General features: G+C 63.0%; 19 protein-coding genes. All 19 read right to left on the minus strand.

Annotation, left to right across the window (positions count from 1 at the left end):
- Positions 1-99: 99 nt before the first annotated feature.
- Positions 100-1,065 carry a FecR domain-containing protein gene (locus tag SB756_RS05970; RefSeq protein WP_410910397.1) on the minus strand — a complete coding sequence of 322 codons (966 nt, stop codon included), beginning with the start codon at positions 1,063-1,065 and terminating at the stop codon, positions 100-102.
- A complete protein-coding gene (locus SB756_RS05975) occupies positions 1,065-1,571 on the minus strand; it encodes a sigma-70 family RNA polymerase sigma factor (RefSeq protein ID WP_028613906.1) in 507 nt (168 codons plus the stop codon). The genes SB756_RS05970 and SB756_RS05975 overlap by 1 nt, the downstream gene beginning before the upstream one ends.
- Before the next feature lie 88 nt (positions 1,572-1,659).
- Positions 1,660-4,176, minus strand: a complete 2,517-nt coding sequence (locus SB756_RS05980) for an excinuclease ABC subunit A (protein ID WP_410910398.1) — start codon at positions 4,174-4,176, stop codon at positions 1,660-1,662.
- A 48-nt stretch (positions 4,177-4,224) separates the two neighbouring features.
- Positions 4,225-5,310 (minus strand): type VI secretion system protein TssA, encoded by a 1,086-nt coding sequence (gene tssA / locus SB756_RS05985; RefSeq protein WP_016499517.1) that lies wholly within the window; start codon positions 5,308-5,310, stop codon positions 4,225-4,227.
- Between the two features lie 95 nt (positions 5,311-5,405).
- On the minus strand, positions 5,406-5,924 hold the full coding sequence (locus SB756_RS05990) for an Hcp family type VI secretion system effector (RefSeq protein WP_341798774.1): 519 nt from the start codon (positions 5,922-5,924) through the stop codon (positions 5,406-5,408).
- A gap of 143 nt (positions 5,925-6,067) precedes the next feature.
- Positions 6,068-8,563: a type VI secretion system membrane subunit TssM gene (gene tssM / locus SB756_RS05995; protein ID WP_410910399.1), complete on the minus strand. Its 2,496-nt coding sequence runs from the start codon at positions 8,561-8,563 to the stop codon at positions 6,068-6,070.
- Positions 8,560-9,468, minus strand: a complete 909-nt coding sequence (gene tagF / locus SB756_RS06000) for a type VI secretion system-associated protein TagF (protein WP_410910400.1) — start codon at positions 9,466-9,468, stop codon at positions 8,560-8,562. Before tagF ends, tssM begins: the two co-directional genes overlap by 4 nt.
- Entirely contained in the window at positions 9,465-13,262 is a 3,798-nt protein-coding gene (locus tag SB756_RS06005) for a type VI secretion protein IcmF/TssM N-terminal domain-containing protein (protein WP_410910401.1), read from the minus strand. Before SB756_RS06005 ends, tagF begins: the two co-directional genes overlap by 4 nt.
- A gap of 30 nt (positions 13,263-13,292) precedes the next feature.
- Positions 13,293-14,009 (minus strand): type IVB secretion system protein IcmH/DotU, encoded by a 717-nt coding sequence (icmH, locus tag SB756_RS06010; RefSeq protein WP_341798778.1) that lies wholly within the window; start codon positions 14,007-14,009, stop codon positions 13,293-13,295.
- The gene (gene tssK, locus SB756_RS06015; protein WP_341798779.1) at positions 14,006-15,349 is read right to left on the minus strand and encodes a type VI secretion system baseplate subunit TssK; all 1,344 of its coding nucleotides are present in this window, start codon (positions 15,347-15,349) and stop codon (positions 14,006-14,008) included. Before tssK ends, icmH begins: the two co-directional genes overlap by 4 nt.
- Complete coding sequence (tssJ, locus tag SB756_RS06020) at positions 15,346-16,068, minus strand: type VI secretion system lipoprotein TssJ (RefSeq protein WP_138737720.1); 723 nt, start codon at positions 16,066-16,068, stop codon at positions 15,346-15,348. The genes tssK and tssJ overlap by 4 nt, the downstream gene beginning before the upstream one ends.
- 24 nt (positions 16,069-16,092) lie before the next feature.
- Complete coding sequence (gene tssH, locus SB756_RS06025; protein WP_410910402.1) at positions 16,093-18,690, minus strand: type VI secretion system ATPase TssH; 2,598 nt, start codon at positions 18,688-18,690, stop codon at positions 16,093-16,095.
- On the minus strand, positions 18,687-19,757 hold the full coding sequence (gene tssG, locus SB756_RS06030; RefSeq protein ID WP_258651563.1) for a type VI secretion system baseplate subunit TssG: 1,071 nt from the start codon (positions 19,755-19,757) through the stop codon (positions 18,687-18,689). Before tssG ends, tssH begins: the two co-directional genes overlap by 4 nt.
- Positions 19,721-21,541: a type VI secretion system baseplate subunit TssF gene (gene tssF, locus SB756_RS06035; protein WP_341798782.1), complete on the minus strand. Its 1,821-nt coding sequence runs from the start codon at positions 21,539-21,541 to the stop codon at positions 19,721-19,723. The genes tssG and tssF overlap by 37 nt, the downstream gene beginning before the upstream one ends.
- A complete protein-coding gene (gene tssE / locus SB756_RS06040; RefSeq protein ID WP_028613918.1) occupies positions 21,541-22,023 on the minus strand; it encodes a type VI secretion system baseplate subunit TssE in 483 nt (160 codons plus the stop codon). Before tssE ends, tssF begins: the two co-directional genes overlap by 1 nt.
- Positions 22,024-22,049: 26 nt before the next feature.
- The gene (tssC, locus tag SB756_RS06045) at positions 22,050-23,552 is read right to left on the minus strand and encodes a type VI secretion system contractile sheath large subunit (protein WP_341798783.1); all 1,503 of its coding nucleotides are present in this window, start codon (positions 23,550-23,552) and stop codon (positions 22,050-22,052) included.
- Between the two features lie 14 nt (positions 23,553-23,566).
- Positions 23,567-24,106, minus strand: a complete 540-nt coding sequence (tssB, locus tag SB756_RS06050; RefSeq protein ID WP_012272397.1) for a type VI secretion system contractile sheath small subunit — start codon at positions 24,104-24,106, stop codon at positions 23,567-23,569.
- A 64-nt stretch (positions 24,107-24,170) separates the two neighbouring features.
- Complete coding sequence (locus SB756_RS06055; RefSeq protein WP_341798784.1) at positions 24,171-24,920, minus strand: hypothetical protein; 750 nt, start codon at positions 24,918-24,920, stop codon at positions 24,171-24,173.
- Positions 24,921-25,450: 530 nt separating this feature from the next.
- The gene (locus SB756_RS06060) at positions 25,451-26,002 is read right to left on the minus strand and encodes a hypothetical protein (RefSeq protein ID WP_410910403.1); all 552 of its coding nucleotides are present in this window, start codon (positions 26,000-26,002) and stop codon (positions 25,451-25,453) included.

The raw sequence follows: 26,002 nt of genomic DNA on the forward strand, positions 1-26,002 counted from the left end.
GGAGCGCGTAGCGGTCCCAGGTTCTCTGCCTTCTTGCAAGACTGCCGGGGCCGCTTTGCGGCCCATCGCGGCGCAAGGCCGCTCCTACAGGGGACTGCGTTAGCCGAGAGGTTCTACGGTTACCCAGTAACGGGTCAGGCCCTGGATTGTCACCGGCAGGGTGTCGCTCAGCAGCCGCAGGCTGGCATCGGTATCGGCCAGCGGGAAGGCGCCGGACACCTTCAACTCGCGTACTGCAGGGTGGCAGCGCAGCACGCCGGGGCGATAGCGGGCCAACGCTTGCAGCAGATCGGCCAGGCGCATGTCACGGGCAAGCAGCATGCCGTGCTCCCAGGCCAGGTCACCGGTTTCCAGCGCAGCGGCGGGCAGTACCCGGTCGGCATCGAAAGCGCTGCGCTCGCCGGCCCGGAGCAGCAGGCCGCTGGTGGCGTGCACCGGGCGGGCCTCGACCGCGCCTTCGAGCACGGCTACCCGGGTCAACGGGCCATCGAGGTGCACGCTGAAACGGGTGCCCAGTGCAGTCGCCTGGCCATGCAGGGTACGCACCAGCAGTGGCCGAGCCGGGGTAGCAGGGTCCTTGGCGCTGGTAAGCAGGATTTCGCCCGCCAGCAAGTCGATGCGGCGCTGTCGGGCGTCGAACGTGATATCGATGGCTGTGTCGGTGTTCAGCAGCACCTGGCTGCCATCGGCCAGCGTCAACGCGCGTTGCTCGCCGACCGCTGTGCGCGCATCGGCGGTCCATTGCTGCCAGGGTGTTTCTCGCCACGCCAGCCAGGCCGCCGGTACTGCCAGCAGCCCCAGCCCCAGGCGATGCAGGGCCTGGCGGCGGCTGACTGCACCGTTACGGCTGAGCCGGCGCAGGGTTTCACCGGTAACGGGTGTGGGCAGGCGGCGGAAATCACCCAGGATGGCCTCTGCACGCTGCCAGGCCTGGGCGTGCTGGGCGCTGCGCTGGCACCAGGCCTGCACGGCACGCTGATCGTCTTCGGTGGCCGTGCCCGATTGCAGCTGCACCAGCCAGTCAGCGGCTTCGCCAAGGATAAGCGGGTCGATACGCTGCTCCATCACTCGATGCTCAGGCAGGCAAGGAAAGCCGTGCGCATGTCGCGCTTGATCGTGATCAGTGAAACCTGCAGCTGCTCGGCGATTTGCGCATAGGTCAGCCCGTCCAGCTGCGACAGCAGGAACACTTGGCGGACCCGGGCCGGCATGTCGCGCAGCATGGCGTCGATGCGGTACAGGGTTTCCAGGATCAGCCAGCGCGTTTCCGGGGAGGGCACCTCGGGTTGCGGCAAATGGGCGATGGCCTCCAGATAGGCCCGCTCGACATCCTGACGGCGCCAGCGATCGACCACCAGGCCCTTGGCGATGTGGGTCAGCAAGGCCCGGGGTTCGTTGCCAAAGCAGTGATTGCCCTGGCGGCTGAGCAGGCGCACGAATGTGTCGTGCGCCAGGTCGGCGGCATCGCAGGCGTTGCCCAGTTTGCGCCCCAGCCAGCCCTGCAGCCAGCCATGGTGCTCGGTGTACAGTGTCTGGACCTGCAGGTTGAGGGTAGGGTCGGCGGGCGGCATGGCGTGCGCAAGGTTCCGGCAAAAGGGGTGCAATTAAGAATTGATCGCATTCTAAGCGCCGTTCGTGGAACCTGGCAATGCGCAGGTGCTACAAGGCCTTGGCCAAAAACGCCGCTGTGCGGCTGTCGGCACACCCGGCCACCTCCTGCGGCGTGCCACTGACCACCACCTTGCCCCCGGCATCCCCGGCCCCTGGCCCGATATCGATCACCCAGTCGCTTTGCGCCACAACGCGCATGTCATGCTCGACCACCACCACGCTGTGCCCGCCCTCGACCAGTCGGTTCAACTGCACCAGCAGCCGGTCGATGTCTTGCGGGTGCAAGCCGTTGGTGGGCTCATCCAGCACATACAGGGTTGCCCCGCGGGCCTGGCGTTGCAGTTCGGTAGCCAACTTGATCCGCTGCGCTTCGCCACCGGACAGTTCGGTGGCCGGTTGGCCCAGGCGCAGGTAACCCAGGCCGATATCCTGCAGCACTTGCAGGCACCGGCGCGCCGGTGGCTGTTCAGCAAATACCTGCAGGGCCTGGTCGACGGTCAGTTGCAGCACTTGCGCGATGTTCATGCCTTGCCAGCTCACCGCCAGGGTTTCGGGGTTGTAGCGGGCGCCATGGCAGGTCGGGCAGGGCGCGTAGACGCTGGGCATGAACAGCAACTCGACGCTGACAAACCCTTCACCTTCACAGTTGGCGCAACGGCCCTTGGCGACATTGAAGGAAAAGCGCCCGGCGTCAAAGCCCTGGGCCTTGGCCTGTTCGGTGGCGGCGAACAGCTTGCGCACATGGTCGAACAGGCCGGTGTAGGTGGCCAGGTTGGAGCGCGGCGTGCGGCCAATCGGCTTCTGGTCGACCTGCACCAGGCGCTTGATGCTGCCAAGGCCCGCACTCACGTGGCCGCTGCTGGCCTGTTCAGGTTCGTCTTCCAGGTTTTGTTCTTCGGGTTCGCTACGTTGCTCGGCATGGCCCAGGTGCGCGCCCACCAGGTCCAGCAGGGCCTGGCTGACCAGGCTGGACTTGCCCGAGCCGGAAATACCGGTAACGGCGGTAAAGCAGCCAAGGGGGAAGGCGGCGCTGACGTTGTGCAGGTTGTTGCGGGTGATGCCTTCAAGCTTCAGCCAGTCGCGGGCCTGCCGGGGCTCACGCGTGGTCCGGGCCGGGGCACTGAACAGGTAGGCGCGAGTGCGCGACGGCTCGACCTCGGCCAGGCCTGCGGGCGGGCCACTGTAGAGAATGGTGCCGCCATGCTCGCCGGCATCTGGCCCTACATCCACCAGCCAGTCGGCGCGGCGCATGGTGTCCAGGTCGTGCTCCACCACATACACCGAGTTGCCAGCCTGCTTCAGGCGTTGCAGGGCTTCGAACAGCGCTTCGCTGTCGGCAGGGTGCAGGCCGGCCGACGGCTCGTCGAGCACGTAGATCACGCCGAACAGCTGCGAATTCAGCTGGGTGGCCAGGCGCAGGCGTTGCAGCTCACCGAAGGACAAGGTCGGGGTGCTGCGCTCCAGGGCCAGGTAACCGAGGCCAAGGGCGAGCAGGGTATCGATGCGTTCGAGCAACTCGTTGGCGATGCGTTGGGCAGCCAGGCGCTTTTCTACCGTCAGCGCATCCTGTTTTTGGGTCAGGTAATCCGCTGCCGCCACCTTGCGCAATACCCCGGCCAGCGCCTGCAACGACAGGTGCGACAGCTCGGCGATGTCCAGGCCGGCGAACGTCACGCCCAGTGCCTCGCGCTTCAGGCGCTTGCCCTGGCACAGCGGGCAGGGGCTGGGGCGCATGTACTGGGCCACGCGCTTGCGCATCTGCGCGCTTTGCGAGTGCATGAAGGTATGCAGCACGTATCGCCGGGCGCCCATGAACGTACCCTGGTAGCTGGGCTCCTGTTTGCGCTTTAGCGCTTCGCGGGTCTGTGCCGGGGTCAGGCCGGCATACACAGGTGCGGTGGGCGTGTCCTCGGTGAACAGGATCCAGTCGCGCTGCGCTTGCGGCAGGTCGCGCCAGGGAATGTCGACGTCATAGCCCAGCGTTACCAGGATGTCGCGCTGGTTCTGCCCCTGCCAGGCCATCGGCCACGCCGCCACCGCGCGCTCGCGGATGGTCAGCGACGGGTCGGGGACCATGGTCGCTTCGGTCACCTCGTAGACCCGGCCCAGGCCGTGGCACTCCGGGCAGGCGCCCTGGGGCGTGTTCGGTGAAAAGTCTTCGGCATACAGCATCGCCTGCCCGGCCGGGTAGTGGCCCGCGCGCGAGTAGAGCATGCGGATCGAGCTGGACAGGGTGGTCACGCTACCCACCGAGGAACGTGCGCTGGGCGTGCCGCGTTGCTGCTGCAGCGCCACCGCCGGTGGCAAGCCGTCGATGGCATCCACGTCTGGCACGCCAACCTGGTCGATCAGCCGTCGGGCGTAGGGTGCCACCGATTCGAAATAGCGACGCTGGGCTTCGGCATACAGCGTGGAAAAAGCCAGTGAAGACTTGCCCGAGCCGGACACGCCAGTGAATACCACCAAGGCATCGCGGGGCACATCCACATCGATGTTCTTCAGGTTGTGCTCGCGGGCGCCACGGACTCGAACAAAACCCGTTGGCGAGGTAGGGCGCTGACGCATGCGGCGATCCTTGAACGTTGGGGGAGTGGCCGTCAAAGTAACAGCATTCTAGCGGGTGCCTAGCACATCACGGATGTTGTCCACGACATTGTTGTCTTTGATCACATCACTGAGCCAGCCTTCCAGCGGCATGTTGCCCCACTTTATTGCACGTTCTATCAGGTAGGGTACCGGGCTTTGCGGTTCGCTCTGCTTGAAGTACTGGGCAATGCCCGCAAGCATGGTGAACGCCTCGTCGCGGGTCAGCGGCGTGGTGCGCATGGCGGCTGGCACAGTCGCCGGTGGGCGTGTATCCATTTGTTCACCTGCTGATTGGGGGTTGGCCGTGACGGCCTCTGGCTCCTGCTCCTCGAGGAGGGTGGGGTGCAGTTCGACACCGCGGTCCTTGAGCAGTTTCTCCGCCAGCTGGCTTGCACGCGAGAGCATGTCGGCAAGGCTGGCAAAGCTGGGTGCCTCGCGCTCGAACAGGCGGTCTACCGTAGCCTGCAGGCGCTTGCATGCATTGAGACTGGTGGCAATCTCCAAGGCCTTGGCGCGCAGGTGATCGGTGTCGCTAAGTGCTACCGAGCGCTGGAAAATCTCGGCGTTGATCTTGCCTTCGTTAAGCGCTGTCTGCATTGCCTTGGGGTTTTGCAAGGCGAGGTTTTCTACGTGGCGTGATTCGTCATAACGCAACACGCCAAAATTCTGCCCTTGGGTAATAGGCAAACCACCGGCAATGTCGCTGAGTGTGGTCTTGAGCCAGGACAGCCGCGCTGCGCGCTCATCCAGGCCGTCTTCCAGGGTTGGGTACAGCGTCTCCCAAAACGCGTCCAGAACCCGTTCGGTCAGCTCAAGGCCAAAGGTGATACCTTTGAAGTGCTCGCGCTGCGCCAGCCCTTCACTGAGCCAGGCCGCCAGCATCAAGTCTTTGCTTTGCTCCGCCAGCCCTTGCGCCGACAGGTCGATCACCTGCTCCCAGTTGGCAGTCTTCAGGTCGGTTTGCCAGTCGCCCTGTGTCAGGTAGTCAGGGTCGGCCCGGCGTGCCTCCTTGATCTGGTCGAACAAGGCAGAGAAGCTCAAGTCTTCGCCACTGCCACCCTCGATGGGGGCGGCCAGCGTGGCCAGCGAAAGGTCATTGAGGATTTCAGGCATATAACACTCTGGACATGGCTAATGAACAGCGCGCCAGAAGACCTGGCGGCGCTGCTGGTTCAGGCCGCCGAAGCGGCCCATGTTTTGTCACCTGCTTAGGCAAACACTTTGTTCGCGGTGCGGTCCCAGCCACCGACGATGTTGCCGCCGGCCTGACCGTCGGTGCGGTTCTGCTGGGTGTAGGTGGTCTTGATACGGGCAAAGTTGAAGCTGATTTCTTCAATTGGCAGGTCGCTGACGGCCTTGTCTTCACCCCCTTGGCTGCCACCGGCAACGAACTTCACCGACGAGACCACGACTTCTTCCATGTCGATGGTCAGGTAGGTGACTTTATCGCCACCTGCACGGTTCACGTTCAGCTTCAGCTTGGCGATGTGCTTGCCGGTGCAGCAGTGCTCGAACAGCTTGGCCGAAGCCTTGTCGACGGCTTTGCGGATCTTGAAGTCGCTCAGGGCAACACGCTCGGACGACGCACCACCCGAGGAGCTGGCAGTTGCCGAGGTAGCCTGGGTGGCGCCGTACTCGTAGCCCAGCACTTCGATCCAGTCCTTGTGTTTGTCATCCAGTACTTCGCCCGGGATGCCGTCGATTTGGATATACGCGTCAAATGCCATTGTGAAACTCTCCATTAACTACATGTAAAGGGTTGCTCATGCGCCCCTTGGTTTTGACCTCGCCGGGCACGCCGGCAGAGGTAGCTTGCCGCCCCCCGGGCCTCCTCCTGTGAGGCCCGGGCGACCGGTTCTTGCGGCATGGCTCAGTTGAGACCACGCACTTCGATTTCTACCCGGCGGTTGGGCTCAAGACACTTGATCAATTGCGCGCGCGGTTGCTGCATGTCGCAATTGACCAATGGCTTGCGGCTCCCTTCGCCTTGTGCAACCACCAGTTCGGCAGGCACGCCCTTGCCGACCAGATAGGTGCGTATGGTTTGCGCCCGTTGTTTCGAAACCTGCAAGTTGCCCTGGCTGTCGCCCAACTGGTCGGCGTGGCCCGAGATGACGATCTTGCCGATGTTGGGGGTGTTCAGCAGCTTGCTGGCAATCGCACTAAGCTGGCCCTGGCCTTCGTTTCTAAGGCTCTGGAAGTCGGCGCGGCCGAAAGCGAACAGGGTGTCGGATTCCAGTGTGATGGTCTCGATCGAGCGCAGCGACTGGGCCCGCAGGCTGTCGATGTAGTTACGCGAACTGGACATCAGGAAGGCGTTGTCGAGGATGCGTGGCGCATCCGGCTCACGGATCTGGTCGCTATAGAAAGTGATCTGCCGGCTTGCGTACAGGTAGTCCTGGTTGCTGTCTGCTTCGTTGCCGGCTGCGGTCATGCGCTGGCCGGTGTGGCGGGCGATAGCCGGGTACCAGTAGTCCGGCAGGTGCGCCTTGAGGAACGCCGGGTCGGCCTTTTCGCGCTGGGCCGGGGACAGCATCACATAGGTGTCCAGGGTGGCCTTGCCGAAATCGGCGATCGACTGGGCGCGGTTGTCATGCGGCAGCGCCTCGGCCTCGACGCTGTCAACACCGCTCACCGGCTGCAACTCGCGGGTGTTGCGCTGGTAGACCTTGAGCGTGGTCAACAGGTAAAGGGTTCGCGTGAGGTTGTCGGCCGTGGGTTTGAGCATCACGTTCTGCAACGTGGCGAAGTAGCGGCTGCGCAGCAGCGGCTCGACTTCATGGCCCTGGTACAGGCCCAGGCGCATGCCGAGCGGCACGCCCTGCTCATGGTGTTGCTGATAGTAGTGCGCGGCCCAGAAGCGCAAGCGATCCAGGCTACGCCAGGCGGTGTACTGGCCGCTGGCAGCCTGGTCGTCGGCCTTGGCCTGGGCCAGTTCGCCGGCAATGCTGGCCAGGGTGGCGCGGTTGTTCAGGTACGACCAGCCCCACAGGCTGCACAGCACAATGGCTACCAGGCCGGCGGCGCCGACCCAGCCAGCCTTGCGCCGGCGTTCGCGGTGGTTGCTGGTGTACAGCGCAACCAGGTGTTGGTCGGGGATGATGACCTTGCGGAACAGGCTATTGATGAATAGCGGCGCCGGCTGGCTGCCAGCTTCGGCAGCACCTGCGGCGTGTTCGAGTGCGAAGCGCTCGGCCACATGCTGGCCGTGGCTGCCCCACTGGGCTTCGTCGGCTTGCAGCGCGGCGGTGAAATAGAAACCGCGCAGCATTTCGGCACTCTGGTACGGGTTGGCACGCAACAGGCTGTCGACGAACTGCTGCAAGCGCGGCTTGAGGGCGGCGAGCTCCAGCGGGAACCGATAAGCAGCGTTGTTCTGCCGAGTTACCTGAATGTCCTGTTGCACCAACTGCTGGCCTGCCACCTGCCGCCAGTAACCGGTCAGCTCGTCCATGGCCTTGCCGAAGCGCTGGCCCCAGTCGGCCTGTTCGTAACCCTTGTGCGAGAAGGTTTTGCCCATCACTTCGCCACGTGAGGCGTCGTCCAGCTGGCGATAGAACGCTGTAAACCCGGGTATCAGGTCGCACTTGGTGAACACCAGGTAGATGGGCAGGCGCACTTCGAGCAGGGCGCAGCTTTCCTGGATGCGTTCGCGCAGGCGCTTGGCCACGCGCTCCTGGTCCTCGGCCGAGCCATGCAGGATGTCGTCGATGCTGACGCTGACGATCAACCCGTTGAGGGGACGGCGCTGGCGATGCTGGCGCAGCAGCTGCAGGAAGCCGCGCCATTTGCCGGCTTCTTCCGGGCTGTTCATGTAGCGCCCGGCGGTGTCCAGCAGCACCGCTTCGGAACTGAAAAACCAGTCGCAGTTGCGCGTGCCGCCCAAGCCCGCCACCCTTGCGCCTTCGCGCTCGGCATAGGGGAAGTTCAGGCCCGACTGCAGGATCATGGTGCTCTTGCCCGCGGCCGGCTGGCCTATCACCAGGTACCAGGGCAGGGCATACAGCGCGTCTTTGGCCGAGGCGCCGCGGGGCTTGTTGCTGTGCAGGCGCTCGATGCTCTGCAGGAGGCGCTCGCGCAACAGGCTGACTTCTTCGCGGTCGGCCGGGGTGGCGCTGAGTACGGCGTGGTCAGCGTCGTCACGCAGCAAGCCTTCGAGGTTGTGGTGCTGGCCGACACCGCGGTACAGCAGCAGTACATAGCCCGCTGACAGCAACAGAAACACTCCGATACCTGCGAGCAAGCTGTGCAGCGAGGCGAAGCCGAAGGCACGGCCAATGGCCCAGACCAGGAAAATCGCCAGGAAGAACGCCACCCCCAGCAGGTAGGGTTGGTAGCGCAGGCAGTAGTACTTGATCTTGTTCATACAGGCGTCGCATCCAGTGCATCGACGAACTGGTCGATGACGTGTTCAAGAGGTCGGTCGTAATCGTGCAGCTGTGGCGCACCTGTTAGTGGGCCCAGCAATTTCAGGTGCTCACCCTTGTCAGCGCAGCCACTGAGCAGTCGGTAGGCACAGTTGGCATGGCGCGACGGGAAGCAGTAGAGGCGCGGGTGCATGAAATCATCGGCCAACAGGCTTACCGCCGGCACGCCAGGGCTACCGCTCATGCGTGTCAGCCAGGTCAGCCACAGATCGGCAACAGGATTTTTAAGGCCGCGTTCTGCCGGCAGTGGCAATTCAATGCCGCCCGCAAAGTCGCCGTGCAGCGAGCCCCTGCTGTTTTTCAGGTGAGCGAGCGCGGTGGCGCTGTCGAAGCCCGGCCACGAACCGTGCAGGGCTCGGGCGACATCAGCAAAGCTGAAGTCGTGCAGGAACTTGGCATGGACCCGGCGGAACAGGTCCAGGTCCTGGCCCTGCAGCGGGCGCAAGGCCTTGATCCGTTCGAACAGACTGGCGCAATCGGCACCTTGCACGGCCTGATGCAGCAAAGGCTTGATCTGCGCGGTGAACAGTTCGCCAAGGGTGAACGGGTTGACCCCTGCAATGCCTTCCTCGCCCTTGATCAGCTGGAAGATGAAGAACGGGTAGCGCCGTTGGCTGGCATCGCGCGAGCTGAGCAGGCCGCCCAGCAGCCAGTTGCCGTTGCGTGCGCGGTAGTTGAAGAAACACATCGGCAGCGTGTCGAACAACGCTTGCCAGTCATCGCGGTGGCGCATGGCCACCAGCGATGATTGCAACCAGGCGTCGAACTCGCAGGCTTCCTCCGTCGCGCCGTGCAGGCTGACGAAGTCCGCGCTCGTCGGTAGCTTGCCGAAGCAACCGATCATTGCGCGCCCCTGTCGTTGAGGGCGCTCAGGGCCTTGACGTTGCCCAGATCGGTCAGCTTGACCCCACCGAAGTTGCGTACAACAAGGCTCACGCGGCCACTGGCGGTGTTCCAGCTAAAGCGTTGCTGAATGCCGTCCAGGTCGTCGACGCGGGCGCTTTCGTTCATGCGCAGAAGGCCCCATCGGCCCGGGAAGTCGAACACGGTAAGCCGTGCGCCGCTCAGGGTAACCACGTCCAGGCGTGCGCCGGGGGCGTTGCTGGTGGCCGGCCAGGCAAAGCGGTTCCAACTGCTGCGTCCGTTGCGGTAGTGCTGTTCCTGGCCATCGAGCGTGAACACGATGTCGGTGAAGTTGGCCGAAGGCTCCAGCATGATCTCAAAGCCGTTGTCACGGTCCGAGAGGCTGGCGATCACCTGGCCCACCGAGCTGGCCTTGTCGATGCTGTTGAGCATGCCGGGGTTGACCAGCGCTGGCCCCTTGCTGTCGCCCACGCCCAGGCCTTCACCGCCGGCCAGGTTGCCGATTTCGTTACGCTTGAACGCCGGGAGCAGGCCGCTTTGCGGGTCGACGAAGCGCTGCAGGTCTTTCACCGACGCTTCGTTGTTGCTGCCACCGGCAATGGGGTAACGGTGCGCCATGACCTGTTCCCACGGTTTGGCGATCTGCTGTGCCCAGGCCTTGGCGATTTGCTGGCCGGCCGGGTCGCGCAGGGTGGCCCAGGCGTACTGGATGGGCAGGCTGAACAGCCCCTGCAAGGAGCGGGACAGGCCGTCCTGGCTGGTATCGACGCTGCCTTCCACATAATTGCGTACGGTAGTGACTTCGCTCGGCTGGCCTTCCAGGGTCTCGCTGATCAACTGCTTGCTGCCCTTGCCCACATCCTGCGAGCGCTGGATGTTGTTCATGCGCACCTTGAGCTTGCGCAGCGCAGCCAGGTAGCGGTCCATGATGGTGCTGTCGGCGCCTTCTGCGTTGTTCTCGGCGAACACCCGCGCCACCGGCTCGAAACGCTTGGCCAGGCTGCCGTCATCCACCGCCGGCAGGGCCGGGGCGACGTTGGCGGGCAGGGCGTCATTGGCATCGAACAGGCCGGTGACCTTGCTCCAGAAGCCGTCATCGCGGGCGGCACCTGGGCTCGGGATCGCATGGTTGATCGGCAGGTCCCACCGGGTATTGTCATTGACCGCAGCCAGCAGGTTCTTCACCGGCGAGTTCTGCACGTCGCTGAGCAGGCCCAGTTGATCGGTGGCCGAGGCCAGGTCGGCGAAGTGGCGCATGCCCACGCTGCTGACCATCTTGTACCAGGCTTGGGTGTAGTCGCGCTTGTAGCGGGCCATGAACTCACGCACGAAGTTGGCTTTTTGCACGACGGCATCACCGCCTTCGCCGTCCAGCACCCAATCCGACTCGTTGCGCAGGTTGCCCGACACCAGCTTGATCAGCTCGGGCTTGACGAACGTGTCCCAGCCCTGGCGCGTGTAGATTGCCGGTACCCCAGCGGAGCTGTACAGCAGCGCGCGGCCCGGTTGCGGGACCAGGTCGTTGAGGCTCAGTGCCGGGAACTGGCGGCTCGACTCAAGTTGCAGGCGCAGGTATTCGCGATCGACCAGGGAGCTGGAGATCATGAATGCCTTGAGGTTCTGCCGGGTTTCGTTGATCAACTGCTCGTTGCGCGGCAGCGCGGGCGCCTGGCCTTGCTCCAGCAGTTGCACGTACAGCGGCACGTTTTCTTTGATTACCCTGGTGTCGGCCGGGGACCCTTCAGCTGCTGCACCGGCCCAGGCCTGGGGCAGGCTCGCAGCGACGAAGGCCGGGTCCGGGTGAGCCTGGGGTTCGGTCAGCAGCAGGTACAGCTTGAGTGTGTTGTAGGCCTCGATGATCGAGGCCACCTGTTGTTCGTTCAGCCGGCCAAGCATTTCTTCGGACAACGACAGGCCGCCGGTAGTGGCAGACAGCTCGGCAGCATCGCTGGCCGTGGCCAGGTTGACCTTGGCGGCGTAGGCGCCCAGGCGGGTGTCGACTGCTGCGGCCTTGGCGGCCACGGCAGCGGCGATTGCCTTGGCGCTGCGTTTTTTAGGCTGCGGCGCCGGGGTGAACTCCAGGGCCTGGTTGATGCCATTGGCAAAGGTGTTGAACGCGCGCATCTGCACTTGCAGGCTGCGGGCGATCGGCTCCAGCGCCTGGCTGCGCAATTGTGCCAGGTAAGCGGCGCTGCTCACCTGGTGGATCGCTTCGCCATGGTAAAGGCCGGCAGCCAATTGCAGCGGGACACCTTGCAGGCGATGGGCTTCGACGATCGACATCTGTTCGCGCAGCACTTCCAACCCCTTGCCGGCAGCCAGCAGTTGCTCGCGCTCCTGCGCTTGTTCGATCTGCGCCAGTTGCCCGCGCAGGCCTTCGAGCCATTGCCGGTTGTTGATGAACGACAGAGCCTGCCAGCCGATGAACGCAACCCCCGTGGCGACGGCCAGGCCTAGTAACAGAGGGCTGAACGCGGCCTGGCTGCCCTGGCGCGACTGGTACAAAGTCAGGTCGCGGTCCGGGAAGATCACCCGGCGGAAGGTGTCGGTGATGAAGTAGCTGCGGTTACCGACGGCCTTGGTGGTGCTTTCGACCCGCTCGTCGTAGGCCGCCTGCAGGGCGAACTCATCGGCGATGACGTCTTCATAAACCTGCCCCAGCTGCTGCCCGGTCTGCAGCGCACTGGTGAAGTACAGGCCCCGCAGCAATAGCGGATTACCACCGCGATGGCCCTGGGTGAAGTGGTCAAGGAAGGGTTCGAGCACTTCACTGAGGGCGGCGAAATACTGCGGGAAGTTCAACAGGGTGCTATCGGCTTCGGCACCGAGGGCGATCATCTGTGCGTCGACGTGCTGGCGAATACGGCCTTGCAGGTTTTTCAGCCGCGTTTGCAGCACGGCGTGCAGGCCATTGTTGCGGATTTCCGACAGGCCAAAGGTCATCCCCAGCGGCTGCTGGCGTTCGTGCAGGTCGAGGCCCTCAAATGCCTGGCTGAACCCCGGCAACTGGTCGGTCTTGCTCAGCATCAGGTAGATCGGCGGGTTGGCGCCCAGGCATTCGGCGTACTCTTCGACCCGTGCCACCAACTGGTTGGCCAGTGCATTGCGCTCATCGCTGTTGGCCGCCAGTAACTCGGGCAGGCTGACCACCAGGACCAGGCCATTGATCGCCGCCTTGCCGCGCTGCTTGCGCAGCATCCGCAGAAAGGCCGAGAACTCGCTGGCCGACTGGTCGTCGCGCAGGTAGCGCCCGGCGGTATCGATCATCACGGCATCGGGGCTGAAGTACCAGTCGCAGTGCTGGGTACCGCTTTCACTGTCGTTTGCCGTGGCAATGCTGGCCGACAGGCCGGAATGGGTCAGCAGCGAAGTCTTGCCCGCAGCCGACATGCCAACCACCAGGTACCAGGGCAGATCGGACAGCGCGGCCTTGCCGCCGCCTCCGGCAGAGCGGTCGGTGCGCAGCATGGCGATGGCGTGCTTCAGGCGTTCGCGCAGCACCTGCTGGTCACGGAACTCGCCGGTGGCATTCCACGAGCGGTCGACCTCGATTTGCAGCAGGTTCTCGAGGTTGTGCTCGGCACGGATGCGCTGATATTGGCGCAGCACAATCACCAGCAGGAAGCAGGCACTGATGATTGCCAGCGCTTCCGGCACGTGATGACGCAGCCACGGCACCAGCGGCGCGGCCAGCCAGCAAATCAACAGGCTGGCCAGCCACAGCAATGGCAGCAGCACCCAGAAACTCTTCAACAGACGCAGTAATGTTTTCATGTCTTCCTGACTCGGCTACCTGACGTGTGCTCAGGCACTGAACAGCTGGCGGATTTGTTCGGACAGGGCGGCGACGTCCTTGTCCAGCAACCAGTCGAGCGTGAGGTACACGGCGATGCAGACCAGCGCGATCAGCGCCAGATACACCCACAGCGGCACTTCATGGCGCAGCATCTGCGACACCTGGTCGGGCAGGGCCCAGTCCGGTGACAGGGCTTTGGGCGCCTTGCGGTAACGGGCGATATCCTGGCCCAAGGTATTGGCCAGGTAACGCAGCTGGTCTTTCTGGCCGAGGCTGAACTTGCCCTCGAAGCCCAGGGCCAGGCACAGGTGGTAGACCTCGAGCACGTCGATGTTCTGCTTGACGTCGGCACGTAGCGCATCCACTTTCTCGAAGAAGCCTTCACCGGCCAGGTGCACGCCGAAATAGCGGAACTGCAACGGCTGCAGTTCAAAGTGCCGGCGCAGTTCGTTGTCGCCTGAGCGCAGTACGCTTTCGTCGAGGAAAGCGCACAGTGCGTATTGGGTGTCCTTGACCTGCTCGACGCTGTAGTTGGCGGCGCGGGCATCACGCTCCAGGTTGTTGAAAAAGCGCTCGACGCTGCCCTCGAAAGCCTGCACCGAGGTGACCTGCCGCCCGCGACGCACGATCAGCGCCATGCTGATGAAGTCCTGGACCAGGTCCTTGAGTGTCGGTTTGTCATTGGCGGCCGCGACGGCGCCCTGTTGCAATACGGCTTCGGTCATTTGAGCACCGCCATCAGTTCGAGCTTGAGGTTGGTAAAGGCGCTGGGCGCATAGAAGCAGATAGCCTGGGCATTGATCATTCGCTCATACACATTGCCGTGCGGCTCGATGGCGAAGTACTGGTTGTCCAGGCGTACCGGAATCGCGTTCGGCAGCCGGGCGGCATGATTGAGGGTGACACCAGGCATGGCGCTGTTGACCACCACTTCGATGTCTTCCGGTGAGCCGACCTTGAACGCCCGGGGCACCAGCTCCAGCAGGCTGGCGCCGGGCATGTCGGCGTGCACGGCAATATAGAAGTCCGCCTCGGCCAGGCGTGGATCGTGCAACTGGCCTTGCCAATGCGACGGTTTGGTCTGGGTAAGGTTGATGACGATACATTGGTTGGGCACGACGTTGTCGAGCATTACCCGGATCATCTCGTCCAGTTTCACCAATGATGCTGCAGGGTCTTGATGGTCGTACTCAGGGATATCGCTTAACTGAGTGTCCAGGGTGAAGGTCAGCAGCCCGCCAGCCAGGTCGGCGAGGAACAGGTACAGGCGCTCCGGGTGCAGGCGCGGGTGAGCCAGCAGATGAGCTAACTGCGGGTGGGCACGGTTGACCGTGTTCAACAACCAGAACAGGGTGACGTCGCTGGACCCGAACTCGGCGATCTGGTCGGCGCGCTCACGTCGCCGGCCGGACAGTGCCTTGCTTTTGGCCTGCAGGGCGCCGAGCAGGCGCTTGCCGAGGCCGACAATGGTTTCGTGGCTACCCAGGTGCAGGGTAGGGTGGACGAAATGCGGGTCAATATTGAAGCCGCCCATGCTGTTGCGGGTCAGCTTGGCCAATGGACAATGGGTGTAACCGTCGAGGCTGTCACCGTCGACCAGCATTACCACGTTCAGGCGCAGGCTGGTAATTTCGTTCTCCAGTTCGCCTTCGTTAAGGTCTGGCAGGGTGTCGAACTGTTTGCGAAAACGCCGCGCAGCCTTGTGTTCGTGGCCATCTTCGACGTAATTGAGGCCAAAGGGCTCAGGCAGCTTGAGTGCGGCATAGACTTTGAGGTCATTGGCCTTGAGCAGGTCTTTGAGGTCGCGTGCGGCAGGCAGCGGGTCGTGCTGCGGAGCGTCGTACAGGCTGCCATCTGGGAACACCAGCTTCAGGCGTTTGAGCTGCAGCGTACCGTTGGCCAGGGCGTCCTCGTCGACCTGCAGCGCCTGTACCCCCCAATGGAACGGGGTACTGCGCAGGGTCGCCTCAGCCAACTGGTGCTGGTGGAACTCGTCCTGGTACTGGAAGTGCTGGGGCAGCAGGAACATGCCTTCCGACCACATCACCCGGCTCTGCTTGCTCATTTGACGCTATCCACTAAAGAGTTGAAGGTTGAATCCATGGCGTTGCTGGCCGACTGGCCTGCGGCGTCGGAGGCTTTTTCGATAACTGCGCCCTGCACCTTGTCCGTCAGGGTCGGGTCAGCGTCGTTGGCCTTTTGCGCAGCCGCGAGCTGGTCGGCGGTGGGTGGTTTGTTCAGCACATCCACGCCACGCATGGCGCTGATTTCAGTCTTGTCCACCAGTACCCGCAGGCCGTCGGAGGAGAACCAGATGCCGTCCTTGCGCAGCGAGTTGGCGTCGAAAGCGACTTTCCAGCGCGCGCCTTGTTCATCGCGGAAGAACGCCGCCACACCAACGTAGCGAGCATTCTTGGCCAGCGGCCATTGGTCGATCTGGCCGATGCCCGGCAGCAGGGTGATCTCGCGTGCTTCCACCAAGGTGTTGCCCAGTGCCTTTTGCGGGGTATCCCAAAGGGTCTCGGCATCGGTCGCGGCGAAGCGCTCGAGGTCCGTCAGCTGGTACACGCGCATCACCACCGACAGTGGCTTGCCCTCGGCATCAGGGTTGAGCTGGTTGCCGCCATCAGAGGTCAGGATGACCTTTTCGCTGTCGGCCAGCATGTCGGCAGCCCAGCTGTCCTCCATGCGTTTGCCGATTCGGTCGGTAACCCCACACCCGGCCAGCGCCAGCAGCAGGGCGGCGGTGGTCAGGCGTTTGAGGGCTGTGTGCTTGCGTTGCATGACGGCTAAACCTCCGGTCGTTGATCAGGCCAGGCGATAGGCGAAGTCGCCATCGCTGCCCAATTCGATCACCAGGCGTTCGATGGGCGTGTCCTGGGCCATGCGTTCGAGCACGCGCTGGGCGAGTTCGGGCATCAAGGTCTGGGACAGAATGTTGTCGATATTGCGCGCACCGCTGTCGACCTCGGTGCAGCGCGCAGCAATGGCTTTGACCAGCGCCTCGTCGTAGCTCAGTTCGGCCTGGTGGTTGCGGGCGAAGCGCTTGGCGATGCGCGCGAGCTTGAGGGCGACGATGCGCTCCAGGATCTGGTCCTGCACCGGGTAGAACGGCACGATGCTCAGGCGGCCAAGGAAGGCCGGCTTGAACACATGATTGAGTTCGTCGCGCAGGCCTTCGACGATGGCCTGCGGCGTGGGCAGCTCGGTGGCATTCAGGCAGGTCTGCATGATGCGCTCGGTGCCAGTGTTCGAGGTGAGGATGATCACCGTGTTGCGGAAATTGATTTCGCGGCCTTCACCGTCGTCCAGTACGCCCTTGTCGAATACCTGGAAGAACAGTTCGAGCACGTCCGGGTGGGCTTTTTCAACCTCGTCGAGCAGCACCACGCTGTACGGTTTGCGGCGCACCGCCTCGGTCAGCACGCCGCCTTCGCCATAGCCGACGTAGCCGGGTGGCGAGCCCTTGAGGCTCGACACGGTGTGGGCCTCCTGGTATTCGGACATGTTGATGGTGATCAGGTTGCGCTCGCCGCCGTACAGGGTATCTGCCAGGGCCAGGGCGGTTTCGGTCTTGCCGACGCCGCTGGGGCCGAGCAGCAGGAACACACCGATCGGCTTGTTCGGGTCTTCCATGCGCGCCCGGGAAATCTTGATGCGCTTGCCGATTTCGTGCAGGGCATGGTCCTGGCCCAGCACGCGCTCGCCGAGCAGGGCGGGCAGGCGCTGTACGGTGTCGATTTCGTCACGCAGCATCTTGCCCAGCGGGATGCCGGTCCAGCCGCTGATGACCTGGGCGATGGCGCCGCTGTCGACCAGCGCGTGCACCAGTGGCTGGTCGCCTTGTACGCGAACCAGTTCGGCGCGCAGGCTATTGAGCTGCCCGGCATCGGCGTCGTTGGCGGCATCCAGCGCCTTGAGCTGTTCGACCAGCGCCAGCTCTTGCTGCCACTGCTCGTTCAATTGCTGTTCCTGCTGCTGTTTGGCCTGCAGGCTGGCCTGCAGCTCACCCAGGCGGCGGGCATGGTCGTGGCCCTTGCCGGCTTCGTGGCCAAGCACGTCAATTTCTGCCTGCAGGTTGTCGATCTGTCGACGGCAGTCTTCCAGCAAGCCAGGCTGCGACGATTGTGCCAGGGCAATGCGCGCACAGGCGGTGTCGAGCACGCTGACCGCCTTGTCAGGCAGTTGGCGCCCGGTGATGTAGCGGCTGGACAGGCGCACCGCCTGCACCAGCGCTTCGTCCATCACCGCCACCTTGTGGTGCTCGCGCATCTTGCCCAGCAGCCCGCGCAACATGTGAATGGCCTTGTCCTCGTCAGGCTCTTCGACCTTTACCACCTGGAAGCGGCGGGCGAGGGCGGCGTCCTTCTCGAAGTACTTCTTGTATTCGGCCCAGGTGGTGGCGGCGATGGTGCGCAGTTCGCCACGCGCCAACGCCGGCTTGAGCAGGTTGGCAGCGTCGTTCTGCCCGGCCTGGCCGCCAGAGCCGATCAGGGTGTGGGCTTCGTCGATGAACAGGATGATCGGGTGCATGCTGCGTTTGACCTCTTCGATGACCGCCTTCAGGCGGTTTTCGAACTCACCCTTTACCCCGGCGCCGGCTTGCAGCAGGCCAAGGTCGAGGGTATGCACGGCAACGTTCTTGAGCACAGCTGGCACGTCGCCCTGGGCGATGCGCAGGGCCAGGCCTTCGACCACGGCGGTTTTGCCCACGCCGGCTTCACCGGTGAGAATCGGGTTGTTCTGCCGGCGGCGGGTGAGGATGTCGACCATCTGCCGCACTTCGAACTCACGGCCCAGCACTGGGTCGATGCGGCCTTCGCGTGCACTTTGGGTGAGGTTGACGGTGTACTGGTCCAGCGCAGGGGTCTTGCCGCCTGCCTTGCTGCTGTTGGCCACCGCTGCCGCCGGGCTGGCCAGGGCGCTTGCCTGGCGGGATTCGGCGCTGCCTTCGACGAGCGCGGCGAGGTTCAGGCGCAAGTCGTTGGCATTGATTTTTTCCAGCTCCGGCGCCGAGGCAACGACCACCCGGCGCAGTTCGGCGTCGTCGAGCAGGGCTTGCAGCAGGTGGCCGCTGCGCACCTGGCCGACGCCATACTCGATCGACGCCAGCAGCCAGGCCTGCTCGATCATGCGGGTAATGTGCGGCGACAGCGCCGGGGTGCGGGTATTGCCTTTCTTGAACGTGCCCAGGGCGGTGACCAGCTGCGCCTGCAGGCGCTCGGCGACCACCTCATAGTGGCGCAGGATCGGGGCCAGGTCATTGTCACCGGTGTCGAGCAACTGCAGCAGCAGGTGTTCCACCTCGACATCGTAGTGGTGCTCTGACAGGCAAAGGGCCGCTGCGCTTTCGGTGGCCGTGCGGCTGGTTTCGTTGAGCTTGGCGAACAGCGACTTCAGGTTCACAAGGCGACCCCATCGTAAGGAATATGGAAAACGGCGCAACGCGAAGGCTCCGCGTCACGGCCAGGGCGTTTGAGCCAGCCGAGCCAGCCCAACGCGACATTGCCGTTGCGGCCGAGCCGGGCGCACGGTACCGCCTCGCGCTTGAGGCGCGGGGCGATTTCAAAGTCCAGGCCGGCACCTATATAGAAGCGCACCAGCTCGACCAGTTTGCGATAGCACTCGGTACCAGGCTGGAAGCGCTGGTAATCGGCCAGGCTCAGTGGGCCCAGCTCAATGCGAATGCACGATTGGTAGTCCCACACCCGCTTGCCAGCAACGGCGCTGTGGCCAAGCTGGGCGTTGCGCCGGCCAAGCTGGGTGCGCTGCTCAGGCGGCAGGTGCAACCAGCGCCCGGCAAACTGCTTGACGTGGATCGGCAGCGAGAAATAGAAGCCGAGCATGCGCTCGAGGTTCAGCGCATTGCGCGGCTTCTGGCTGAGCAGGCCGGCAAAATAGCTGAACAGCTCCCGACGCAATGCTGACGGTTGTTCTTCAAACTTGAGCTTCTGCGCCCGCGGGCCGAGGCCCACCAGGTTGAGCAGGTAGCCATCGAAGCCCGAGCTGCCAGTGCGCTCGTGCTCGATATGGAATTTGTATTTTTGCCAGGCCTCGTAGAACAGCGTGGTCATGCGGTGCGAGAAAATGTCGAGAAAGGCATGAGCGGCATCGTCTCGAAACTGCACATGGCGCTCAAGCAGCAACTCGGTGTACGGACGCGGCAGCACGCCTGAAGGCCCGACCAGGCCCATGAAGGTAACCTGCACTTCCGACAGTGGCAGGCCGGCCGGCGAGACCTTGCCTGCGTGCTCGAAGTGCAGGTCGCTGACTTCGCTGGCCGGAAACGCCAGCGACAGCTGAGTACGGAAACGCAGCGGGTCTTCGTGGGGCCGGGTTGCCAGGTCCATGCGTCCGGTGCGGCTGTAGTGCAGGCGGAGCAGGCGCACCAATTGAAAGAATTCGAATCGGTGCGGCTCGGCTCGGGCCTGATCGATCAGACCAGGGGCTGATCGCCAGTACGTGCTGGCCATTGGACGACTCTCTTTTCTCGTTGTTGGGTGCGCAGGGTCAGTTGCGTGAAGCTGTTCATCGAGCAGTACTGGCCGAAGAAGTGGTCCAGCACCATGCCGAACAGGAACACGCCACTGCCGGTGAATTGGTGCTCGTCGAGGGTGAGGGTAATGCCCACGCCCCGCACGAAGTTCGGCCGCGGATGGCCGATACGCGCAACTACCGGCTCGCTGTTGATGGCCTTGATGCCGTTGATCTGTTTGCGGATGGCCGAGACGTTGCGGTAGTTGTAAAGCGACAACAGCTCCAGCAGCACTTCACGGCCTTGGCTGACCAGTGACATATGGTTCAGCGACAGGTGCGCGATCAGGCGCCATATCAAGCCTTTGCCCAATGGCACGCGCACCGTGGCGGTGGGCTTGCGCAGGCAACGGATATCCTTGATTACCGAGTTGGCGGGAATGTTGAAATCGCCACGCTCGCCGCCGAACGGGAGCATGAGCGGCACATCGCGGTTGCTGCAGGTGAGGGCGATGCTGAGGGTGTCGCTGCTGGCGCTGATCAGCTCCAGGTCGCGGTCGACCACGCGAATGCTCATGGCAGTGGCGTCACCCTGGGCGCGCCGCCGGGCAACCCAGAAGCTGCTGTGCGGGTCTTGCTCGCCTCGCGGCTCGAAAAACGGCTGGCAAGTGGCAACCTGGTCGGTGCCCCCCAGTTTACGAACCCGACGCACACGGTCTATGGATACCACTTCTGCTGCGTTGTGCAGCCGGGTGTCCGGGGTGACCGGATACTCGTGCTGGGTGTGGGTCAGTTTGATCGGCTCGGCTTGCTGGCGGAACAGGTTGATGATGGGCGTGCAGTTGAGCTTGAAGTTGTTGCGCCCGATATTCTGGGTCAACCGCGCCAGTCGCTCGCCAAGGTCGTAGTCGGAAAAATAGAAATTGATGTCGACCTGCTCGATGGCCTTGCCCTGCAGAATGCGGGCAAAGCCACTGAGGTCGAAGAACATGAACTTGTCGGGGAACGTGAAATATTCGTGCAGCAGCCGGTAACCGAGGAACGAGCGCTCCGAGTAGTCAACCAGGCCTTCGTCGCGGGCATAGCCTACGGCCTTGAGGGCATCGACGGGCAGTGCGACCTCACGGCTGCGGCCCTCGTCGTTGAAGCTCAAGGTCGCCTTGGCCAGGTTATTGAACAGCAATTCGTAAAGGTGCAGCATGAGCGTTGCTTCGCCGTCGAGGAAAAACCGCAGGCGGTCCATTTGCATCTGCCCGAACAGAGCATCGCCGGTGGCTGCAAGGCGGATACGCAGGTGTGCGACCAGGTCGGCACTGTGGCCGTTGAAGGCCGAACGTTCCATTTCGACGAACGAGGCCTGTTGCACGGCAATCGGCCACAGCTCTACCGGGTAGCACGTGCGGAACTTGCACACCACGCCCTCTATGGCGTTGGCATGCATCTCGGTATGGCGCGCCACCCGGTACGCTTCGGAGACTTTCTCGTGCCTGCCCAGGCTCAGCTCGGCAATCGACATCGAGGGGGTAGGGCGCAGGTAATGCGGGTACAGCACCTCAAGGAAGGATTCGACGATTTCCGGAAACTCGTCATCGAGCTTCTTGTGCACCCGCGCAGAAAGGAACGAGAACGCCTCGATCAGGCGCTCGGTGTGCGGGTCTTCGCAGTTGTCGCCCTCGATCAGCAAGCGCGAAGCGATTTTCGGGTACTGCGCGGCAAACTCCTGGCCGAGGAAGCGCAGGTGCGACAGTTCCTTTTCATAGTAGGGCAGCAGTTCGTCGAGCATCAGTTGAGGTTCTGCACTTTGTATTCCTGGGTGTTGACCTGCAGCACGGCGTCGAAAGAGACCTGGCGGCTGATGTCCTGCAGACGCAATACGGCGTCCACGCGGAAGGTCAACATGCGGTGGCCATTCTGCTGGGCCAACAGCTGCACACGGACCCGGCGGAAACGCCGGTCTCCGGTACTGATCGCCCGCTCCAGCTGTTGCTGGATCAGGCGGCGGTCATGTGGGTCGAGCACGCTGCGGCTGATGAAGTCGGGCATGCCGTATTCAAGGATGGAACCACCGAGCTGGCTGAAGCCGTCGAGCTCTTCGGCGACCAGGGACTGGCGGGTATTCACCAGCACCTCAAGGTCACGGACGATGCTGGCTTTGTACTCGGCCAGCGAGCAGGTGCGCTGCGCGGCCGGCTCGGCCGACTGGAACGGACGGTCGTCCAGCAGTCGGTCGAGCAGCGAGGGCAGCAGGCGGGCCTGGTTACTCATGTGTCATCCCTGTACACACCGGCTTGTCAGCCGCGCGCCCCTTGAGGCAGTTCGGCGACCAGGCGCAGCGAGGCGGTCAGTTCGTCGAGCTGGTAGTGCGGGCGCAGGTAGGTTACAGCCTTGTACACGCCTGGCTTGCCTGGTACCTCGAACACCTCGGCGCGGGCTTCGCGCAGCGGGAACTTGGCCTTGGCCTCCTGGCTGGCGGTGTCGTCCAGCAGCACGTAGCTGGCCAGCCACTGGTTGAGGAAACGCTCCACGTCCATGCGCGAGGCGAAGCTGCCGATTTTGTCGCGCATGATTGCCTTCATGTAATGGGCGATGCGCGACGTGGCGAAGATGTACTGCAGCTGGGCCGACAGGCGTGCGTTGGCGTTGGCGATGTCGGTGTTGTATTGCTTTTGCTTCTGCGCCGACTGGGTGCCAAAGAACGCGGCGTAGTCGGTGCCCTTGCAGTGCACCAGGGGAATGAAGCCCAGGTCCGACAGCTCTTTTTCGCGGCGGTCGGTGATGGCGATCTCGGTCGGGCACTTGAGGGCGATTTCGCCGTCGTCGGTCTTGAAGGTATGGGTTGGCAAGCCTTCGACCAGGCCGCCACCTTCTACGCCGCGGATGGCCACGCACCAGCCGTAGCGGGCGAAGGCATCGGTGACGCGGGTGCCGAGGGCATAGGCGGCGTTCATCCACAGGTACTTGTTGTGGTCGCGGCCGTCGACGCTTTCGACGAAGTTGAATTCTTCCACCGGCGTGGTATCAGGGCCATATGGCAGGCGGCCGAGCACGTGGGGCAGGGTGAGGCCGACGTAGCGTGAGTCTTCCGAGGCGCGGAACGACTTCCACTTGGCGTATTCGACGGTGTCGAAGAGATTTGCCAGGTCACGCGGGGCGGACATCTCGGTGAACGAGTCCCAGCCAAACAGCTCGGGGGAGGCGGCGGAGATGAACGGTGCATGCGCCGACGCTGCCACGTGCGAGATCTCTTCCAGCAGGTACATGTCTTCGGGGTTGCGGTTGAACTCGTAGTCACCGATCAGCATACCGAACGGCGCGCCACCGAAAGTGCCGTATTCTTCTTCGTAGACTTTCTTGAACAGCGCGCTCTGGTCGAATTCGCTGGCGGCCTTCAGGTCGCGTACCAGGTCCTTCTTCGAGGCGTTGAGCAGGTGGATCTTCAGCGTGGTGCTGGTTTCGGTCTGGTCTACCTGGTATTTCAGGCCGCGCCAGGAGGCTTCCAGCTGCTGGAACTCGCGGGCGTGCATGATCTCGTTCATCTGCTCGGAGAGCATCGAATCGATCTCGGCGATACGCGAGTCGAGCACGGCGATCAGGTCCTTGCTCGGCGTCATCTCACCTTCGAGCACCTGGTTCACCAATTCGCCAATCAGGTCGCGGGTGCGGTTGCGCTCGGTGTCGGAACGGGCTACGCGGCTTTGCGAAATGATGCTGTCCAGCAGTGAGGGCTGTGGCGCGAAGTTTTCTACTTCGACCAGTTCGCCGGCCTGTTGCGGTGCGGTTTGCTTGTCGGTCATGTTCGGGCTCCTGCTCAGGCGCGATCGCTGCTGGATGGGTCTTTCACTTCGGCTTCACGGCCGAATTCCTTGCCCAGGGTCTTGAGTTTTTCGGTGTTCTGCAGCACGTCCATCAGCAGCTCTTCGAGCTTGTCGTTGCCGCCCATCTTGTTGCGCAGGTCGGCCAGTTTGTTGCGCACTTCAAGCAGCTTGCGCAGCGGCTCGACCTGCTTGACCACGTTCTGTGGCTCGAAGTCTTCAAGGCTGTTGAAGTTCAGCTCCACGCCCAGCTGGGTGCCGTTCTTGGCCAGGGTGTTGTCGACCCGGTAGGTCAGGCGTGGCTTGATGCCCTTGAGCACACCGTTGAAGTTGTCCCGGTCGATGAAGACGAACTTGCGGTCCTTGAGCTTGGGCAGCGGCTCCAGCGGGTTGCCGGAAAAGTCGCCCAGTACGCCGACGACGAAGGGCAGCTCCTTTTTCTCGATGGCATCGCCGATGTCCACGTCGTAGGTGATATGGACCCGCGGCGCGCGGACGCGGTCGAGTTTGTGCTGGGTGCTTTCCTTCTTCGCCATCGTGTTCTCCAGTGCTAGCAGTTCGCTGCGAATCATTGCGCGGCCCGGTGTGGGGCCCTGCGGGTTACAGTCCTTCGATCGTCAGCAGCAGGCGCTGACGGATGTCGTCGTTCATTTCCAGAATGTTGTCGCGGCCCACCAGTTCTTCGAAGCTGGTGTTGCCGGCAATTTGCGTGCTGCTACGGATGACCGAATCGTCGGGAAGTTCCGAGCGCACCGGTGAGCTGATGACGCAGAACGGCAGGTCGCCAAAGCCTTTGAGGCGTTCGAAGCTCAGCCCGTAGCGCAGGCCTTCGAACAGCCGGCCCAGGCCAGGCGACTTGCTCAGGCAGTAGAACAGCACGAGGTAGTGCACCACGAAGCGGTACAGCTCGGCGCTGCTGCGGTTGTGGTCTTTGATGACATTGCGAAACCGCGCCAGGTCGAAGGCGTGGAAGCCCACTACCCAGCGGGTTGGGCTGGTGATACGGATGGTCTGGCCGCTCTGTTCGAGGACCTTGTCGTATTCCAGCGGGAACAGTTCGGGGGTGGTGCTGATCAGGTTCAGCGGTACTTCCAGCTCGGTGACCAGCTGGAACGGCGCGGCCGAGCCGATACGCTCGTAGAGTTCGACCAGGGCCTGGAAGTGGCCCTGGGTTTCGCGCCCGCTGCTGCGCTGGGCGCCTTGCAGGTATTCGCCAAACAGGGTTTGCGGACGGATCAGCGGTGCCACGGTGGCAAGGTAATCCGCCGCCTGCGCCTTCAGCGCATCGGAGATCGCCCGCGTCTGGCTGCGCAGCTTGATCAGTGCTTCGACATCGAATGATTGTGTCATCGGTACATCGCGTCCATGTGCCTGCTTGATCGTCCTGAACGCCAGTGGCGTCGACCTGAAATTGAGCCATCGGCTGCGGCAAATCTGAGTGCTGGCACATGAATATTGTGTTGCCAGCAATGCCGAGTAGGGCACCTCGCTGGGGAAGAAGTTCCGGCGAGGGTGGCGATTTTTTCCCTGTTTTACGACGCTGCGCAATAATGGCGCTGTGATATTGACAGTGGTCTTGGTCGCAGGAATTGGGGGTTAAGCCCTAAAGACTGGGTGCGAAAGGGGCTGGGAAGAGATGAAAATCATTGGCAAAAGTTTTTTTCAAAAAGTGAATCAGTTCTCATTTTGTGCGCTGGCCGCCTGCGCGTTGCGGGGTTGGGGAAGCGCGTCAGGATGATGGCCCTGCGACGAGTTTCGTCGCATCCAGCGGGGTAACTGTTTGTGCAAAAGCGATAGCTAGCGCGATGCTAGTAGGTGCGGGTAGGTGCGGGTAGGTGCGGGATTGCCCGCGAACACCGGCGCAGCCGGTTGCATCCAACTCAGCGACCATCGACCTGTACGCAAACGTCTCTGCCATTGATTGCCTTACATGGCCAATTGTCGTTGATGTAATGATCCGGCTTGAAGCACACGCGTTCATCGTTAACCCAGAACATCTGCCAACCGGAGCCCGAGATCCTGAGCTTCGGGCACGACCAGTAGCCCTTTGCCGAAAGCGTTGCTGTGGTCAGCGTAATCGTTGTCGGTGCGACGATAACCATCAGCACAACCGTCAGTTGCAGCGAGCGTAGCTGGAACCCATGCAGCCAAGAGGTTTTCAGTGGGTCAAACTTTCGACCGGTCCATGCGGCGATCAGGCTACCAACGATCAGGCAAGGCCCTAGGGGAATGAATGCAATCATGAAGAAAGCTTTGAGCGGGGTTTCCACGACCGGCGCATTACGGTAGATCCGGCCGTAGAGGGGTACAATATCCGTCCATAAGGCGTACACCGCCAGTGCTCCCATGGCGAGCATGGACAGCATCAGACCGATGGCCGTAAGTCGGAAAAGAACAGGGGACCTTACGTAGAGTTCGGGATGGTCTTTCAT

This window comes from Pseudomonas sp. SIMBA_068 (assembly GCF_046534705.1).
Classification (GTDB): Bacteria; Pseudomonadota; Gammaproteobacteria; order Pseudomonadales; family Pseudomonadaceae; genus Aquipseudomonas; species Aquipseudomonas putida.